The organism is Halovibrio salipaludis, from assembly GCF_002286965.1.
In the GTDB taxonomy this organism is placed as follows: domain Bacteria; phylum Pseudomonadota; class Gammaproteobacteria; order Pseudomonadales; family Oleiphilaceae; genus Halospina; species Halospina salipaludis.
The window spans coordinates 68,690-84,375 of record NZ_NSKD01000004.1 but is presented as its reverse complement, the minus strand read 5'-3'; the positions used below and the strand labels follow the sequence as shown (position 1 = coordinate 84,375).

General features: G+C 64.1%; 14 protein-coding genes. 5 read left to right on the top strand and 9 right to left on the bottom strand.

Going from position 1 to position 15,686, the window contains the following annotated elements; translation table 11 throughout:
- Positions 1 to 5 precede the first annotated feature (5 nt).
- The 4 genes from lepB to CK501_RS10545 all read right to left on the bottom strand — a co-directional run bounded on the left by lepB (position 6) and on the right by CK501_RS10545 (position 4,760).
- Positions 6 to 800, bottom strand: a complete 795-nt coding sequence (gene lepB / locus CK501_RS10560; protein ID WP_198949492.1) for a signal peptidase I — start codon at positions 798 to 800, stop codon at positions 6 to 8.
- A 15-nt stretch (positions 801 to 815) separates the two neighbouring features.
- A complete protein-coding gene (gene lepA, locus CK501_RS10555) occupies positions 816 to 2,618 on the bottom strand; it encodes a translation elongation factor 4 (RefSeq protein ID WP_095617702.1) in 1,803 nt (600 codons plus the stop codon).
- Between the two features lie 144 nt (positions 2,619 to 2,762).
- Positions 2,763 to 4,175, bottom strand: a complete 1,413-nt coding sequence (locus tag CK501_RS10550; protein WP_233128890.1) for a DegQ family serine endoprotease — start codon at positions 4,173 to 4,175, stop codon at positions 2,763 to 2,765.
- A gap of 99 nt (positions 4,176 to 4,274) precedes the next feature.
- Positions 4,275 to 4,760 (bottom strand): SoxR reducing system RseC family protein, encoded by a 486-nt coding sequence (locus CK501_RS10545; protein WP_158223098.1) that lies wholly within the window; start codon positions 4,758 to 4,760, stop codon positions 4,275 to 4,277.
- 91 nt (positions 4,761 to 4,851) lie between these two features.
- Here CK501_RS10545 and nadB point away from each other — a divergent pair, with 91 nt between their 5' ends.
- The 5 genes from nadB to CK501_RS10520 all read left to right on the top strand — a co-directional run bounded on the left by nadB (position 4,852) and on the right by CK501_RS10520 (position 9,062).
- Positions 4,852 to 6,456, top strand: a complete 1,605-nt coding sequence (gene nadB / locus CK501_RS10540; RefSeq protein ID WP_095617700.1) for an L-aspartate oxidase — start codon at positions 4,852 to 4,854, stop codon at positions 6,454 to 6,456.
- A gap of 6 nt (positions 6,457 to 6,462) precedes the next feature.
- Complete coding sequence (locus CK501_RS10535; protein WP_456298000.1) at positions 6,463 to 6,735, top strand: FAD assembly factor SdhE; 273 nt, start codon at positions 6,463 to 6,465, stop codon at positions 6,733 to 6,735.
- Positions 6,689 to 7,165, top strand: a complete 477-nt coding sequence (locus CK501_RS10530) for a hypothetical protein (RefSeq protein WP_143421419.1) — start codon at positions 6,689 to 6,691, stop codon at positions 7,163 to 7,165. The genes CK501_RS10535 and CK501_RS10530 overlap by 47 nt, the downstream gene beginning before the upstream one ends.
- 30 nt (positions 7,166 to 7,195) lie before the next feature.
- A complete protein-coding gene (ygfZ, locus tag CK501_RS10525) occupies positions 7,196 to 8,146 on the top strand; it encodes a CAF17-like 4Fe-4S cluster assembly/insertion protein YgfZ (RefSeq protein ID WP_095617698.1) in 951 nt (316 codons plus the stop codon).
- A gap of 79 nt (positions 8,147 to 8,225) precedes the next feature.
- Complete coding sequence (locus CK501_RS10520; protein WP_095617697.1) at positions 8,226 to 9,062, top strand: HDOD domain-containing protein; 837 nt, start codon at positions 8,226 to 8,228, stop codon at positions 9,060 to 9,062.
- 6 nt (positions 9,063 to 9,068) lie between these two features.
- Here the strand turns inward: CK501_RS10520 and ung are convergent, their stop codons facing one another.
- From ung to thrC, 5 genes are all read right to left on the bottom strand, one after another.
- Complete coding sequence (gene ung / locus CK501_RS10515; RefSeq protein ID WP_095617696.1) at positions 9,069 to 9,821, bottom strand: uracil-DNA glycosylase; 753 nt, start codon at positions 9,819 to 9,821, stop codon at positions 9,069 to 9,071.
- A gap of 2 nt (positions 9,822 to 9,823) precedes the next feature.
- Complete coding sequence (gene lysS, locus CK501_RS10510; protein ID WP_095617695.1) at positions 9,824 to 11,341, bottom strand: lysine--tRNA ligase; 1,518 nt, start codon at positions 11,339 to 11,341, stop codon at positions 9,824 to 9,826.
- Positions 11,342 to 11,362: 21 nt separating this feature from the next.
- Positions 11,363 to 12,458 (bottom strand): peptide chain release factor 2 gene (gene prfB, locus CK501_RS10505; RefSeq protein WP_143421418.1). Its coding sequence is split into 2 segments (ribosomal slippage): positions 11,363 to 12,385 and positions 12,387 to 12,458, totalling 1,095 coding nucleotides; the frame shifts between segments, so codons are not numbered across the junction.
- A 79-nt stretch (positions 12,459 to 12,537) separates the two neighbouring features.
- The gene (gene recJ / locus CK501_RS10500) at positions 12,538 to 14,262 is read right to left on the bottom strand and encodes a single-stranded-DNA-specific exonuclease RecJ (protein ID WP_095617693.1); all 1,725 of its coding nucleotides are present in this window, start codon (positions 14,260 to 14,262) and stop codon (positions 12,538 to 12,540) included.
- Positions 14,263 to 14,267: 5 nt separating this feature from the next.
- Positions 14,268 to 15,674 (bottom strand): threonine synthase, encoded by a 1,407-nt coding sequence (gene thrC / locus CK501_RS10495; protein ID WP_095617692.1) that lies wholly within the window; start codon positions 15,672 to 15,674, stop codon positions 14,268 to 14,270.
- Positions 15,675 to 15,686: the final 12 nt, after the last annotated feature.

Genomic DNA, 15,686 nt, shown 5'->3' with positions numbered 1-15,686 from the left:
CGCTGCTACTGGATCCAGCCGACACGATGGAAGCTGGGCAGGCTGGTCAGTGACTCCCAGTGCATCCAGATGGCGAAGGCCTTACCCACCACATGCTGGTCGGGCACCATGCCCCAATACCGGCTGTCCCGGCTGTTGTCGCGGTTATCGCCCATCACGAAGTAGTGACCTTCCGGAACCGTCCACTCACCCTCGGCATCCGGATCCGTCTGGCGCTGGGCGTAAAGGGCGCTGAACACATCGTCCCCCAGCTTTTCATGGTGCAGGTCCTGGTCACCCAGGTTCGCCACAAACGCCGAAGGTACCGGGTCTCCATTAACGTAGAGCTGTTTGCCCTCATAGGCAACACGGTCCCCCGGCACCCCGACCACACGCTTGATGTAGTTGACGGAGGGCTCCACCGGGTAGCGGAACACCATGATGTCGCCCCTTTCGGGATCGCCGAAGTCCGCAATCTCCCAGTGCGCCACCGGCAGCCTCAGGCCATAGGTGAATTTGTTCACCAGGATGAAGTCCCCTACTTCCAGCGTTGGCAGCATGGACCCGGACGGGATCTGGAAAGGCTCCACCAGGAAGGAACGCAGGACCAGGACCACCAGCAGGATGGGAAAGAAGGAACGGCTGACCTCGGCGAGCCAGGGTTGGTCCGGATCCTCGCTGTCCGCCGCATCCTCGGCACTCTTGCGGGCGCCACTCTGCGCATAGCGTTCCTGCCGGCGCGGCCGGAAGAACCGCCCATCAATGAGCCAGATGATGCCGGTGACGGCGGTGAGGACCACCAGCAGCAGCGGGAAGTTGATGTTCATGGACACTCCCTAGTCATCGTCCACCCTGAGCACGGCCAGGAAGGCCTCCTGGGGCACTTCCACGTTGCCCACCTGCTTCATGCGCTTCTTGCCTTCCTTCTGCTTCTGCAGCAGTTTCTTCTTGCGGCTCACGTCACCGCCATAGCACTTGGCCGTCACGTTCTTGCGCAGCGCCTTGACCGTCTGGCGTGCCACCACATGGTTGCCGATGGCCGCCTGGATGGCGATATCGAACATCTGGCGCGGGATCAGTTCCTTCATCTTCTCGGCAAAGGCCCGGCCCCTGCTGTGGGCCTGGTCCCGGTGCACCACGATGGCCAGTGAATCCACCCGGTCGCCGTTGATGAGGATGTCCAGCCGCGCCAGGTTCGCCGCCTGGAAACGCTGGAACTGGTAGTCCAGCGAGGCGTAACCGCGTGTGGCGCTCTTGAGGCGGTCGAAGAAGTCCAGCACCACCTCGCTCATGGGCAGCTCATAGACCACCTGGACCTGGGTCGCCAGGAAGTTCATGTTGGTCTGCTGCCCCCGGCGTTCCTCGCACAGGGCAATGACGTTGCCCAGAAACTCCTGGGGGACCAGGATGTTGGCTTCACAGATGGGCTCGCGGATCTCCTCGATCTCCGCCGGGTCCGGCAGGCGCGATGGGTTCTCGATGTACTCAACGCTGCCATCCGCCATCACCACCTCATAGACCACCGTGGGCGCCGTGGTGATGAGATTGATGCCGTATTCGCGCTCCACCCGCTCCTGGATGATCTCCATGTGGAGCATGCCCAGGAAGCCACAACGGAAGCCGAACCCGAGCGCATCCGAGCTCTCCGGCTCAAAGAACAGCGAGGCGTCATTGAGCGTCAGCTTCTCGAGCGCATCCCGGAACGCATTGTAGTCCTCCGAGGACACCGGGAAGATGCCCGCATAGACCTGCGGCTTGACGTTCTGGAAGCCTTCCAGCTGGGGCACATCCGGCGTGCTGGCGTGGGTCATGGTATCGCCCACGGGCGCGCCCTTGATGTCCTTGATGCCGGAGACGACAAAGCCCACTTCCCCGGCCTTGAGCTCGGGAATGGTCGTGGGCTTCGGGTTGAAGTAGCCCACCTTGTCCACGACGTGGGTCTTGCCGGTGGACTTGACCAGGATCTTCTCGCCCTTGCGCACGCTGCCGTGCATCACGCGCACCAGCGATACCACGCCCTGGTAGTTATCAAACCAGGAATCAATGATCAGCGCCTGGAGGGCGTCATCCACCTCGCCCTGGGGCGGCGGAATGCGTTGGATCAGCGCCTCCAGCACGTCCTCGACGCCAGTGCCGTTCTTGGCGCTGCAGGGAACCGCGTCGCTGGCATCGATCCCGATCACGTCCTCAATCTCGGACATCACCTTCTCGGGATCGGCCTGCGGCAGGTCGATCTTGTTCAGAACCGGGATGACCTCGAGGTTCTGATCCATGGCGGTATAGCAGTTGGCCACGGACTGGGCCTCAACACCCTGGCCCGCGTCCACAACAAGCAGCGCACCCTCGCAGGCTTTCAGGGACCGTGAGACCTCGTAGGAGAAGTCCACATGCCCCGGGGTGTCGATGAAGTTGAGCTCGTAGACATTGCCATCCTTTGCCTTGTACTTGAGCGTCACGCTCTGGGCCTTGATGGTGATCCCGCGCTCACGCTCCAGGTCCATGGAGTCCAGGACCTGTTCGGCCATTTCCCGGTCGGTCAGCCCTTCACAGACCTGGATGAAGCGGTCTGCCAGTGTGGACTTGCCGTGGTCGATGTGGGCAATGATCGAAAAGTTGCGTATGTGGCTGAGATCGCTCACTGAAACTCCAGAATCCGGTTTCCGGCTGCCGCCATTGCGGCGACGGCCATGACCGGGCGGATTTTACCGGACACTGGAGGGAAAGGCTATGGCCGGCCCCGGGTGGAATACCCCGCGCGGAGCCGGCCGTCCTGGGGACAGGGGTTATTCGGGCAGGCGCAGGGCCACGATCCGCGGACTCCCCTGCCGGATCAGGGTGACCGCGACCGGCTTACCAGCCGGCAGCCCGGAAACCGCCTCCCGGAACTCCTCAACGCCGGTTACGCCCTGGTTGCCGATCTTGCGGATCACATCATTACGGCGGATACCGGCCTGGCGCGCCGGCCCCCGTCCGACCTCCGTGACCAGCACGCCGCCGTCAAGATCCCACTGGCGTGCCAGCTGCTCAGGCAGCGGCTCAACCCTCAGCCCCAGACGGTTGCCGGTATCCGGCTCAGCGGACTGCTGCTGTGCCTGCTGCCCGTCTTCCGGCAGTTCGCCCACGGTAAAGGGCACCTGGATCCGTTCGCCGCCGCGCATCACGGTCAGTTCGGCCTCGCTGCCAACATCCGCCTGCCCGACCTTGGGCGGCAGATCCGAGGAGCGGGTGATTTCCTCGCCATTGAACGCGAGGATCACGTCACCCTGCTGCAGACCGGCTTCCGCGGCCGGTGAGTCCGGCACCACATCCGCCACCAGGGCGCCGTACGGCCGTTCAAGACCAAAGGTCTCGGCCAGGTCCCGGTTGACCTCCTGGATCATCACGCCCAGCCAGCCGCGGGTCACACTGCCCTTGTTCCTGAGCTGATCGAACACGTCCATGGCCACATCCATGGGAATGGCAAAGGACACCCCCATGAAACCACCGGAACGGGTATAGATCTGGGAGTTCACCCCTATGACCTCACCCTCCATATTGAACAGGGGGCCACCGGAATTGCCGGGATTGATGGCCACATCGGACTGGATGAAGGGAATGTAGTTGTCGCGCGGCAGGGAACGACCCTTGGCGCTGACGATTCCAGAGGTGACGGTGTAGTCGAAGCCGAAAGGCGACCCGATGGCGAAGACCCACTCGCCCACCGACAGGTCCGAGGAGCTGCCGATCTTCGCGGTGGGCAGGCCTTCGGCATCCACCTTCAGCACCGCAATATCGGAGCGGGCATCGGCCCCCACCACTTCCGCTTCCATCTCGCGCCGGTCGTTCATGCGCACGATGATCTCGTCCGCATTCTCAACCACGTGATTGTTGGTGAGAATGTAACCATCGGAAGAGACGATGAAGCCCGAGCCCATGGACTGGTGTTCACGCTGGCGCTCCGGCATCTGCCCACGGAAGCGGTCCTTGAAGAATTCCTGGAAGAATTCCGGCAGCTGTTCCATCTGGCCACCAAATGGCGTCGCGCCCCGGGAGCTGGTGGACGTGGTACTGATATTGACCACAACGTCCGCATTCTCCTCGACCAGTCCGGTGAAATCCGGCAGCTGGCCGCCACTCTGCTGGGCGGGCACACAGGCACTCACCAGCAGGAATGCCAGGGCGAACAGCGGCGTTATTCGATGTGGCATCCTCGTCATTGGGATCTCCCGTCCGGTTTGAATTCTCAGGAGCCCGTGCGTGGCGCACGGACCCTCGCCTGATATCCCGTCATGATATTGAGTGGAACACCGGGGTTTTCAAGTGAACTGTACGTCATAAACAGGGACGCGCCTCACAAAAACCGGCTCAAAGCGCCGGGCCTCGCGGGCATCGCGCAGCCGGTAGCGAACCAGCAGCACCCCAACCGCGAGGCCGGCAACCCCGGCAGCCGTGGTCACCCCATCACTGCTGCCCATCAGCACCTCCGCAAGCAGAGCCCCGAGAACCAGCCCCAGAAGCGGCACCATGTAGACCATCGCCGCGCCGGCCACCAGGGCGGACGGCCTCATCCGCAGCAGCACCCGGTCTCCCGGCGCTACCCGTTCATCCCCGGGAACGGTAACCCAGAACTCGCCGGGCATGGGTGCACTCCGCATCGCGCCCAGCAACCCCTGGCCGCAGCCCTCACCGGCTGCGCAGCGCGGGCAGCCAGCGGCCGGCGCCACACGTACCCGCGCACGCTGTCCCACGCATTCAAGAACCTCGCCCTCGCGTTCGTCGTCCGGTTGCGCCCGTTCTTCCATTGCCCGTCCCCATGCCGTACCCGGATCATCTCCCGGCCATCGCTGTACGTAAAGAGTGACACCAGAGGCAAACTTTAGTTCAATATCCGCCATGCATGCATTCCACCATTACGATGTGCTGATCGTCGGCAGCGGTGCAGCAGGTCTGAGCACTGCCCTGACCCTGTCCCCTGACCTGAGCGTTGCGGTTCTGAGCAAGACGGAGCTCGACAGCGGTTCCACCCAGTGGGCCCAGGGCGGCATTGCCGCCGTGCTGGACGACAGCGACAGCGAGGACGCGCACACCGCCGACACCCTGGCGGCCGGTGCCGGGCTCTGCCACGAGGACACGGTCCGGCTGACCGTCTCCCAGGCACGCGACAGCATTGACTGGCTGATTGCGCAGGGTGTCCAGTTCACCCGGGCCGACGGCAGCCACTTCCACCTCACCCGGGAGGGTGGCCACAGCCACCGCCGTATCATCCACGCCGCGGACGCCACCGGTCAGGCGGTCTCCGAGGCCCTTTGCGAGCGTGCCCGACAGCAGCCCAACATCGACATCTTCGAAAACCGGGTGGCAGTGGATCTGGTCACCCACCGCAAACTGTTCCTGCCGGGCAACCGCTGCGTGGGCGCCTACATCTTCAACCACGACACCCAGGAGGTGGAACTCTTCCGCGCGCGGTTCGTGGTCCTGGCCACCGGCGGCGCCAGCAAGGCCTACCTTTACACCAGCAACCCAGACGGCGCCACCGGTGACGGCATTGCCATCGCCTGGCGTGCCGGCTGCCGGGTGGCGAATATGGAGTTCAACCAGTTCCACCCCACCTGCCTCTATCATCCGCAGGCCAAGTCGTTCCTGATCAGCGAAGCCCTGCGCGGGGAAGGTGGCAAACTGCTGCTGCCCGACGGCAGTCGGTTCATGGACCGCTTCGACGAACGCGCCGAACTGGCGCCGCGGGACATCGTGGCCCGGGCCATCGACCACGAAATGAAGCGCCTGGGTGCGGACTGCCTCTACCTGGACATCAGCCACCGGCCGGCGGATTTCATCGAGGAACACTTCCCCACCATCGCCGCGCGCTGCCGCGAGTACGGCATCGACATCACCCGTGAGCCCATCCCCATCGTGCCCGCCGCCCATTACACCTGCGGCGGCGTCATGGTGGACGACCATGCCCGCTCGGACGTGAACCAGCTCTACGCCGTGGGCGAGACCTCCTTCACCGGCCTGCACGGCGCCAACCGCATGGCCAGCAATTCGCTGCTGGAATGCCTGGTCTATGGCCGGGCGGCGGCCCGGGACATCAATGAGCAGAACCCACATGTTCCGGAACCGCCGGAAGTGCCCGAGTGGGACGAGTCCCGGGTACGGGATTCGGACGAGGACGTGGTGATCGCCCACAACTGGGATGAACTGCGCCACTTCATGTGGGACTATGTGGGCATCGTGCGCACCACCAAACGGCTGCAGCGGGCCAAGCACCGGGCGGACATGCTGCACAGTGAGATCCGCGAGTTCTACAGCAACTACCGCGTCAGCAATGACCTGCTGGAGCTGCGCAACCTGGTGACAGTGGCGGACCTGATCATCTGCTCGGCCCTGCAGCGGCGCGAAAGCCGGGGGCTCCACTACAACCTGGATTACCCGACAACCATCGCGGAGCCCAAGGACACCGTGCTGGTGCCAACCACCTACATGCGTTCCGACGCCTGAGCCCTGATGGGAACCACAGACTCCATGACCGACGACCGTGAATACAAACGCCTTGTCTGGCACAGCCGCAGGGGCATGCTGGAGCTTGACCTGCTGCTCGTGCCCTTTGTGAAGGAAGCCTACCCCTCGCTGCCCGAAGCCGACCAGGCCCGTTACAGGAGCCTGATCGAGTGCGAGGACAACGACCTCTTCGCCTGGTTCATGCAGCGCAGCCGCCCCGAGGACCCGGACCTTGCCCGCATCGTCGACCTCATCCTCCAGCGGGTTCAGCCGGATTGACGTCCCGCTCAGCCCGTCCCCGGGCCTCGCTGCCGTAGCCGCAGCACCATGGCTGCTGCCAGCGGGACTGGTCCTGGGCCTGGACGGCATTCCCGGCGCTGTCACAGTGGGCGTGACCGCTGCCAGCGCGGTCGGCGCCATCACCGCCACCCGGCGCCAGCTCCTGCGCACCCGCCACAGCCCGCTGCGGCTGATCGCTGGACCGGACGGGCTCCGGGCCGTCCATGCCGGAGGAGAGGAACAGCCGGTGCGGGTCGGGACCGGCTCACGAATCGCCCACCGCTTCCTCTGGCTGCGCCTCAGCGGAAGCGGCCATACGCACCCCCTGCTGTTGAGCACCCTCCCGGGTATCCGCAATACTGACGCGCAAAGCCTGCGCCGGCTGACGGGCTGGCTCCGGCTGGGGCCAGCCCACGCGGGCGATGAGTGACCTCATGAACCCTTTTCACGGAGACACGGAATGACCCAGACGACCACGGCCCCCGCCACCCTGCCTGATGCCATGACCGCGTCGGTCAACGCCCATCGGCTGATGCTGCTGGAGGGTCCGGATGTGGATCGCTTCCTCCAGGGCCAGGTCACCTGCAACATTGATGAACTGACCCGCGAACACAGCCTGCCCGGCGCGGCCTGTACCCCCAAGGGCCGCGCCTATGCGCTCTTCCGTCTGGTGCGCCTGTCGCCCGAAAAGGTCCTGGTGCGCTTTCCCGAAACCCTGAGCGACCGGATCAACCAGCAGCTGAGCAAGTACCTGGCCTTCTTCCAGGCGGAACTGAAACCCGCGGAAGACTGGCAGCTCCTGGGCCTCATCGGGGAGGAACACGCCACGACCCTCGCCCCGTCACTCCCGGCGGAGCTGAACGATGCCACCGTCACCGACAACGGCGTCCTGGTGCGCACCGTCCCGCTGCCGGACGGCCGCGCCCGCTTTGAGTTCTGGTGGAACACGGCCGTTCAGGCGGCACCAGAGCCGGATCAGCCAGGCACCACCTGGCAGCTCTCGGAGATCATGAGCGGTCTGACCCTGCTCAACGAATCCACCACGGAACAGTACATACCGCTGAACCTGAACCTCCAGGCCTACGGGGGCGTGAGCTTTACCAAGGGCTGCTACACCGGCCAGGAAATCATCGCGCGCATGCATCACCTGGGGCAGCTCAAGAAGAGCCTTTTCCGTCTTGAGGCCCGTTTCACGGATACCCTCCCCGCCCCCGGCGACCGGCTGGTGGACGGCGACGGCAATGCCCTGGGTGAGATCACCGACAGCATCGCCACCGACGATGGCACCGTGCAGCTTCTCGGGGTGCTCAAGCATGCCGCCATCGAAGCCACCATCACGCTCGCCGATCAACCGGGGGCCCAGCTGGCACTGCAGCCACTGGGATATGACGTGCCCGAACAGCAGCCGTGACAAAATATAACGGCAGGCCACGCCAGCTCCTGCTATAAAGAGGGCAGCATTTCAAAGCATTCAGGAGGCCCTCAAGGCTATGACGGAACTGGCCAATCGCATCCGTGATCAGCTCCTAACAGCCATCGACCAGGATCAACTGACCCTGCCGACGCTGCCGGAAGTGGCGCTGAAAGTCCGGGACATCGCCGAGGACGACAACGCCACCATCCAGGACATCTCAAAGACCATCAGTGATGATGCGGCCATGTCCGCGCGCATCATCAAGGTGGTGAACAGCCCCCTGTTCCGGGGATCACGCGAGATCAACACCCTCAACATGGCCGTCAGCCGGCTGGGCATGGACTACACCAGCAGTCTGGCCATGGGGCTGGCCATGGAACAGATGTTCCAGGCCACCTCCGATATGGTGGACCGGCGCCTGCGGACCATCTGGCAGCGCAGCACCGAAATCGCCGGCATTGCCCAGGTGCTCGCCCAGCACTACACGAAGCTCAGGCCCGAGCAGGCGACCCTGGCGGGTCTTGTCTGCCAGATCGGCGCCCTGCCGGTACTGCGATTCGTCGAGGACCATGACCTGCAGGTCAACAGCGCCATGCTGGACAACCTGGTGGATGAGCTCCACCCGGTGATCGGGGACCGGATTCTCAAACGCTGGGACTTCCCGCTGGAACTGCATCACGTGCCGTCAGAGCACGTGAACTTCGGGCGCCAGGTTCCGGAAGCGGATTACGCGGATGTGGTCATGGTCGCCAGCCTTCAGACCCTGGTGGGCACCGGCCACCCCTACACGGAAATGAACTGGCACGAGGTCACCGCGTTCCATCGCCTCGGTCTGGATCCGGAATCCGGCATGGAGGATGACGAGGATCTGGGCGAGCAGATGGACGCGGCCATGGCCCTGCTCAAGGGCTGATCCCGCTCAGCCCTGTGCCTGTTTGCCGCCACGGTAACGGGCTTCCAGTGTGGCCTGGTCCGGCAGCGCCCAGTCCACCTCCGGAAGCCCCTTCTGCGCCAGCCACTCGTTGGTCCGCGAAAACCATTTCTGTCCGAAGAACCCCCGGTGGGCCGCAAGAGGCGATGGGTGGGGCCCTTCCAGGACCAGATGCCGATTGCGGTCAATGAACCCACCCTTCTTCTGGGCGTAGCTGCCCCACAACAGGAAAACCACGCCTTCACGTTCCTCGTTGAGGTGCCCGATAACCCGGTCCGTGAAAGTCTCCCAGCCCTGCCCGCGGTGTGCTCCGGCGTTGCCCTGGGCCACGGTCAGTACACTGTTGAGCAGCAGCACACCCTGCTCCGCCCAGGGCTGCAGGCAGCCGTGATCCGGAATGGGCGCGCCCAGGTCCTGATTCAGTTCCTTGAAGATATTCACCAGCGAGGGCGGCACCTGAACGCCGGGCCGGACGCTGAAGCACAGGCCATGGGCCTGCCCCGGGCCGTGGTAGGGATCCTGCCCCAGTATGACCACCGAGGTGCGCTCGAACGGCGTGCTGTTGAGCGCGTTGAAGCAGAGGTTGGCGCGCGGGAACAGGGTTTTCCCGGCCTGCTCTTCCGAAGCCAGGAATTCCCCGAGCTTTTCCATGTACGGCTGGCTGAATTCACCCTCAAGGCGTTCCCGCCAGCCGGTGCCCGGTTTCAGATGCGACAGCAGCGCTTCCGTGGCCGGATGCATGGTCAGCCCTTTTCTGGCCGCATGGCCGGAAACAGGATCACATCGCGGATCGAGGGCGAATCCGTCAGCAGCATCAACAGCCGGTCGATACCGATCCCCTCACCCGCGGTCGGCGGCAGGCCGTATTCCAGCGCCGTGATGTAATCCTCGTCGTAGAACATGGCCTCGTCATCGCCGGCCGCCTTTTCCTCGGCCTGCTCCCTGAAGCGCTGGGCCTGATCCTCGGCATCATTGAGCTCGGAGAACCCGTTTGCGATTTCGCGCCCGCCCACAAAGAGCTCAAAGCGTTCCGTCACGCTCGGGTCGTCGTCACAGCGCCGTGCGAGCGGGGACACCTCGGTCGGATACCGGGTAATGAAGGTGGGCTGGGTCAGCCGGTGCTCGGCGGTCTCCTCAAAGATCTCGGTCTGGATGCGCCCCAGCCCCCAACCGTCCTTCACATTGATGCCCAGAGCTGAGGCGGCCTTCGCCGCCTGCTCCGGATCCGAGAGCTGCCCCTCGGTCAGCTCCGGATTGTGCTCCAGGATCGCTTCCATAACGCTCAGGCGCCGGAACGGGCCCGAGAAGTCGTAGGTGACGTGATCCACGATCTCGCCGTTCTCACCCCGTACCCCGTTGCTGAAGTGCGCTTCGCCAAAAACGCTCTCCGTCACTTCCCGCAGCAGGTTCTCGGTCAGCTCCATCAGGTGGTTGTAGTCCGCATAGGCCTGATAGAACTCAAGCATGGTGAACTCCGGGTTATGCCGGGTGGACAGCCCTTCGTTGCGGAAGTTGCGATTGATCTCGAAGACCTTCTCGAACCCACCAACCACCAGGCGCTTGAGATAGAGCTCCGGCGCCACGCGCAGGAACATATCGATGTCCAGCGCGTTGTGGTGGGTAACGAAGGGCCGGGCCGCGGCACCGCCGGGGATCACCTGCAGCATGGGCGTCTCCGCCTCGATGAAATCGCGGCTGGTGAGGTAGTGGCGGACGTGGTTGATGACCTTCGAGCGCACTTTGAAGGTGCTGCGCGTGTCCTCGTTCATGATGAGGTCCACGTAGCGCCGGCGGTAACGCTGCTCCGGGTCCACCAGGCCCTTGTGCTTCTCCGGCAGGGGCCGGAGTGACTTGGTCAGGAGCTGGTATTCCTCCATCACCACGTACAGGTCGCCCTTACCGGACTTCGACAGCGTGCCCTTCACGCCGACGATGTCGCCCACATCCCAGTCCTTGATCTCCTTCTGCACCTCCTTGGTGCTGTAGATCTGGATCCGGCCACTCATGTCCTGGATCACAGAGAAGGGTTTGCGGTCCAGCATCAGGCGCCCGGCTACCGCCACCTTCATATTCAGCTCGGCCAGCTCTTCCTTGCTGTAGTCGCCGTAGCGTGCCTGAAGCTCCGCCGCGGTGCTGTCCCGCTCAAAATCATTGGGGAACGGGTTGTCGCTGGCGTCCCGCCGCGCCTGGAGCTTCTCGCGGCGCTCGGCGATCAGCCGGTTCTCGTCCTGGGATGGCGTTGCGTCGGTGTTGTCCGTCATGGGCGAAAGATTCTCCGGTGGTTACAGGCCCTGCTTGAGACTGGCGATGATGAATTGATCAAGACTCCCGTCGAGCACACTCTGGGTATTGCTCGTCTCCACGCGCGTGCGGAGGTCCTTGATGCGCTGGTCATCCAGCACATAGGAGCGGATCTGGCTGCCCCAGCCGATGTCCGACTTGCTGTTCTCGGCAGCCTGCTTCTCCTCGTTGCGCTTCTGCAGCTCCAGCTCATACAGCTTGGCGCGCAGCTGCTTCATCGCATAGTCCTTGTTGGAGTGCTGCGAGCGCCCGCTCTGGTTCGCCACCACGATGCCCGTGGGCTGGTGGGTGATCCGCACCGCGGATTCCGTGGTGTTGACGTGCTGGCCACCGGCACCCGAGGCCCGGTACACGTCGATCCGCAGATCCGACGGGTCAATCTCGATCTCGATGTTGTCGTCGATCTCCGGTGAGGCGAACACGGAAGCAAAGGAGGTGTGCCGGCGGTTACCCGAATCAAAGGGCGACTTGCGGACCAGACGGTGCACGCCTGTTTCAGTACGCAGCCAGCCATAGGCGTACTCGCCCTCGATCCTGATGGTGGCACTCTTGAGGCCGGCCACATCACCGTCCTGGGCCTCGAGCACCTCGTACTTGAAACCCTTGGCCTCGGCCCAGCGCAGGTACATGCGCAGCAGCATGTTGGCCCAGTCCTGGGCCTCGGTGCCGCCGGAGCCGGACTGGATGTCCAGGTAGCAGTTGCTGGCATCCATATCGCCAGAGAACATCCGCCGGAACTCCAGCTTCTCCAGCTCCCCTTCCAGGGTCTGGAGCTCGCCGGTCACGTCATTGGCGGCCGCTTCATCCTCCTCGGATTCGGCCATCTGAAGCAGTTCTTCCGCATCACGGATGCCAGTGCTCAGCCGGTCCAGCGTGGAAACAATGGCATGCAGGCTGGCGTGTTCCTTGTTCAGGGCCTGGGCGCGGTCCGGGTTGTTCCAGACTTCGGGCTGTTCCAGTTCGCGTTCGACTTCCGTCAGCCGTTCCTTCCTGCTGTCGTAGTCAAAGATACCCCCTAAGCGCTTCCGTACGCGCTTCCAGGTCACGAATGGTTTGAACGATCGGATTGGTTTCCATAGCCGACGGCCTCTTGTTGAGTGGGCTTGTCAGAAAGATGGCTTATTGTAACGAATGCGCAGGGCACTGAATACGCGGCTTACAGCGGCTCCAGGTGCAGTACCCGCAGCTGCAGCCGCTCGCGCCCACGGAAGCGGTTGGCATCCAGCTGGTACGCAAGCCGGGCGCGTCGGCACTCACACGGCCACTGATCGGTGTCGATATTGAAGGCGATGCCGTCCAGCGGCGTGTTCCATCCGGGCACGCCGATCTGCAGCTTGAGGTGGCGCTCGCCCACGATCCGCTGTTCCAGGAGCTCGAACTCACCGTCGAACACCGGCTCGGGGAACCCCTGCCCCCAGGGTCCGCCGCTGGACAGAAGGTGGGCTGTTTCGAGGGTCAGCCAGTGGGGCTCCAGCTCACCGTCACTGAGGATCTCCGGGCGCAGAAGCTCCGGCTCGACCCGTTCGCGCACGAGTTCCGTCACTGCCTCCCGGAACTGATCCACACCGGAGTCTGTCAGGGTCATCCCGGCCGCCATTGCATGGCCGCCATAACGATTCAGAAGCCCCGGATGGCGGGCATCAAGCTCCGCGATCAGGTCCCGGATATGCAGGCCTGGCACGGAACGGGCCGAGCCCTTGAGCAGCCCCTCACCACCGCGGGCGAAGGCGATCACCGGGCGGTGGAAGCGTTCGCGGATGCGCGAGGCCAGAAGACCAATCACGCCTTCGTGCCACTGTTCATCATGCAGGCACAGCACCGGCGGCAGCTCACCCTCATCCAGGTGCAGCCTGGCCAGCGCCGACTCCGCCTCCCCGCGCATGTCCGATTCAATGGTCCGGCGCTCTCGGTTCAGGCGGTCCAGTTCGGAGGCAAGTCGCTGCGCTTCAGTCTCATCCTCCACCAGCAGGCACTCGATGCCCACGGCCATATCGTCCAGGCGGCCCGCCGCGTTGAGGCGTGGACCCAGTACGAAACCCAGATCCGTCGCTTCCAGCGCATCCGCCTCGCGCCCGGCGAGTTCTAGCAGTGCCCGGATGCCGGGGCGTGTGCGGCCGGCACGGATGCGGCGCAGCCCCTGGGCCACCAGGGTTCGGTTGTTGTGATCCAGGGGCACCACGTCCGCCACCGTGCCCAGTGCCACCAGATCCAGGTATTCCGCCATTGCCGGAGGCGCCTGGGCAAACCAGCCGGCCGCTTCCAGGTGTCTGCGCAGCGCGCTCATCACATAGAACGTCACGGTAACGCCGGCCGTATTGCCGGTGGGAAAGCCGCAGCCTGGCTGGTTGGGATTGACGATGGCCTCGGCCCGCGGAAGGGTCTCCCCGGGCAGGTGGTGGTCCGTGACCACGACGCGCACGCCCTTCTCGCCGGCCCTGGCCACCCCTTCATGGGCTGCAATGCCATTGTCGACGGTCAGGATCAGATCCGGAAGGCTGCCCTCCTGCGCCAGCTGGTCGATAATGCCCGGCGTCAGGCCATAGCCATCCGTGAAGCGGCTGGGCACACGGTAGTCCACCTGGTGGGCACCGAAACGGGTGAGCGCCAGCACCGCCAGCGCCGTGCTGGTGGCGCCATCGGCGTCAAAGTCGCCCACGATGGTGATCCGCTGCCCCTGCATCACGGCATTGGCAAGCGTGGAGGCGGCCGTCTCCATACCCAGGAAGCCCTCCGGGCGCGCCAGGGAGGCAAGACCATAGTCGAGCTGGCTGGCGTCCGTGACACCCCGGGCGGCATAAAGCCGCCGCAGGAGGGGATGGAGACCGGCACTGGCGAGGGCATCCCCGCCGGCGCCAGCACGCCGTACGATGGTCTGCTGCATAGGGCTCAGCTGTCGGCGTGGCGCCAGTTACGGGCCATGTACTGCTGAATGGTGGCGAGGTCGTTGTCGAGCACCGTGAACCGCTCTTCGCGCTCCATCAGATCGGACAGGTGCTCGGGCAGCGCCGCCTCGCGGGGAACGCCGGAACGGGTCACCGCATCCGGGAACTTGGCCGGATGCGCCGTACCCATGGTCACCATGGGTACCGTGGCATCACGCCGGCAGCGCCGCGCCGCTTCCACACCAATGGCCGTGTGCGGGTCGAGCAGGTACTCGGTTTCGCCATAGACCTCGGCGATCACCTCACAGGTGCGTTCATCGTTCACCGAGAGGCTGTCGAACAGTCCGCGGGCTGATTGCCAGCGGTCCTTTTCCAGCGAGACAGCGCCATGCTCCGCGTTTTTCAGGAACTGAACCACGCTCTCCGGATGGCGGCCATAGAGATCGAACAGAAGCCGCTCGAAGTTGCTGGAAATGGTGATGTCCATACTCGGCGACAGGGTGTGCTGCAATTTACCGGTCTCGTAGTGATTACCGCTGATGAACCGGTGCAGGATGTCGTTCTGGTTGGTGGCGACCACCAGCTGCTGCACCGGCACGCCCATCTGCCTTGCCAGATAACCCGCAAAGATGTCCCCGAAGTTACCTGTGGGCACCGAAAAAGCCAGGCTGCGGTGCGGACCACCCAGCGCCAGTGAGGCGTAGATGTAATAGACGATCTGGGCCATGATCCGGGCCCAGTTGATGGAGTTGACGGCCACCAGGGAGGTCTTGCCTTCCAGGAAGGACTGGTCCGCAAAGCTCGCCTTGACCATCTTCTGGCAGTCGTCGAAGTTCCCGTCCACCGCGATGTTGTGCACGTTGTCGCTGAGCACCGTGGTCATCTGGCGCCGCTGCACCTCCGAGACCCGCCCGTGGGGATGCAGGATGAAGATGTCCACGTGCTTCGAGTGGCGGCAGCCCTCAATGGCCGCGGAACCGGTATCGCCGGAGGTGGCCCCGAGGATCACCACGTGCTGGCCACGCTTTTCCAGAACATGGTCCAGGAGCCGGCCCAGCAGCTGCAGGGCGAAATCCTTGAACGCCAGCGTCGGGCCCCGGAACAGTTCCATGACCCATTCGTTGGCATCCAGCTGCACCAGGGGCGCCACCGCACGATGGGCAAAACCGGCATAGGTCTCACGGACCATGGCCCGGAAGTCGTCCTCGGCAATGGATTCCTCGACGAACGGATACATCACCCGGCAGGCCAGTTCGTCGTAGGGCAGCCCACGCAGCGCCATGAGATCCTCCGGCGTATAGCGCGGCAGGGTTTCGGGCACGTAGAGCCCGCCGTCAGTGGCAAGCCCCTGCAGGAGCACGTCTTCAAAGCTGAGCGCGGGCGCCTGCCCGCGGGTGCTGATGTATCTCAAGGCAGTATTCCG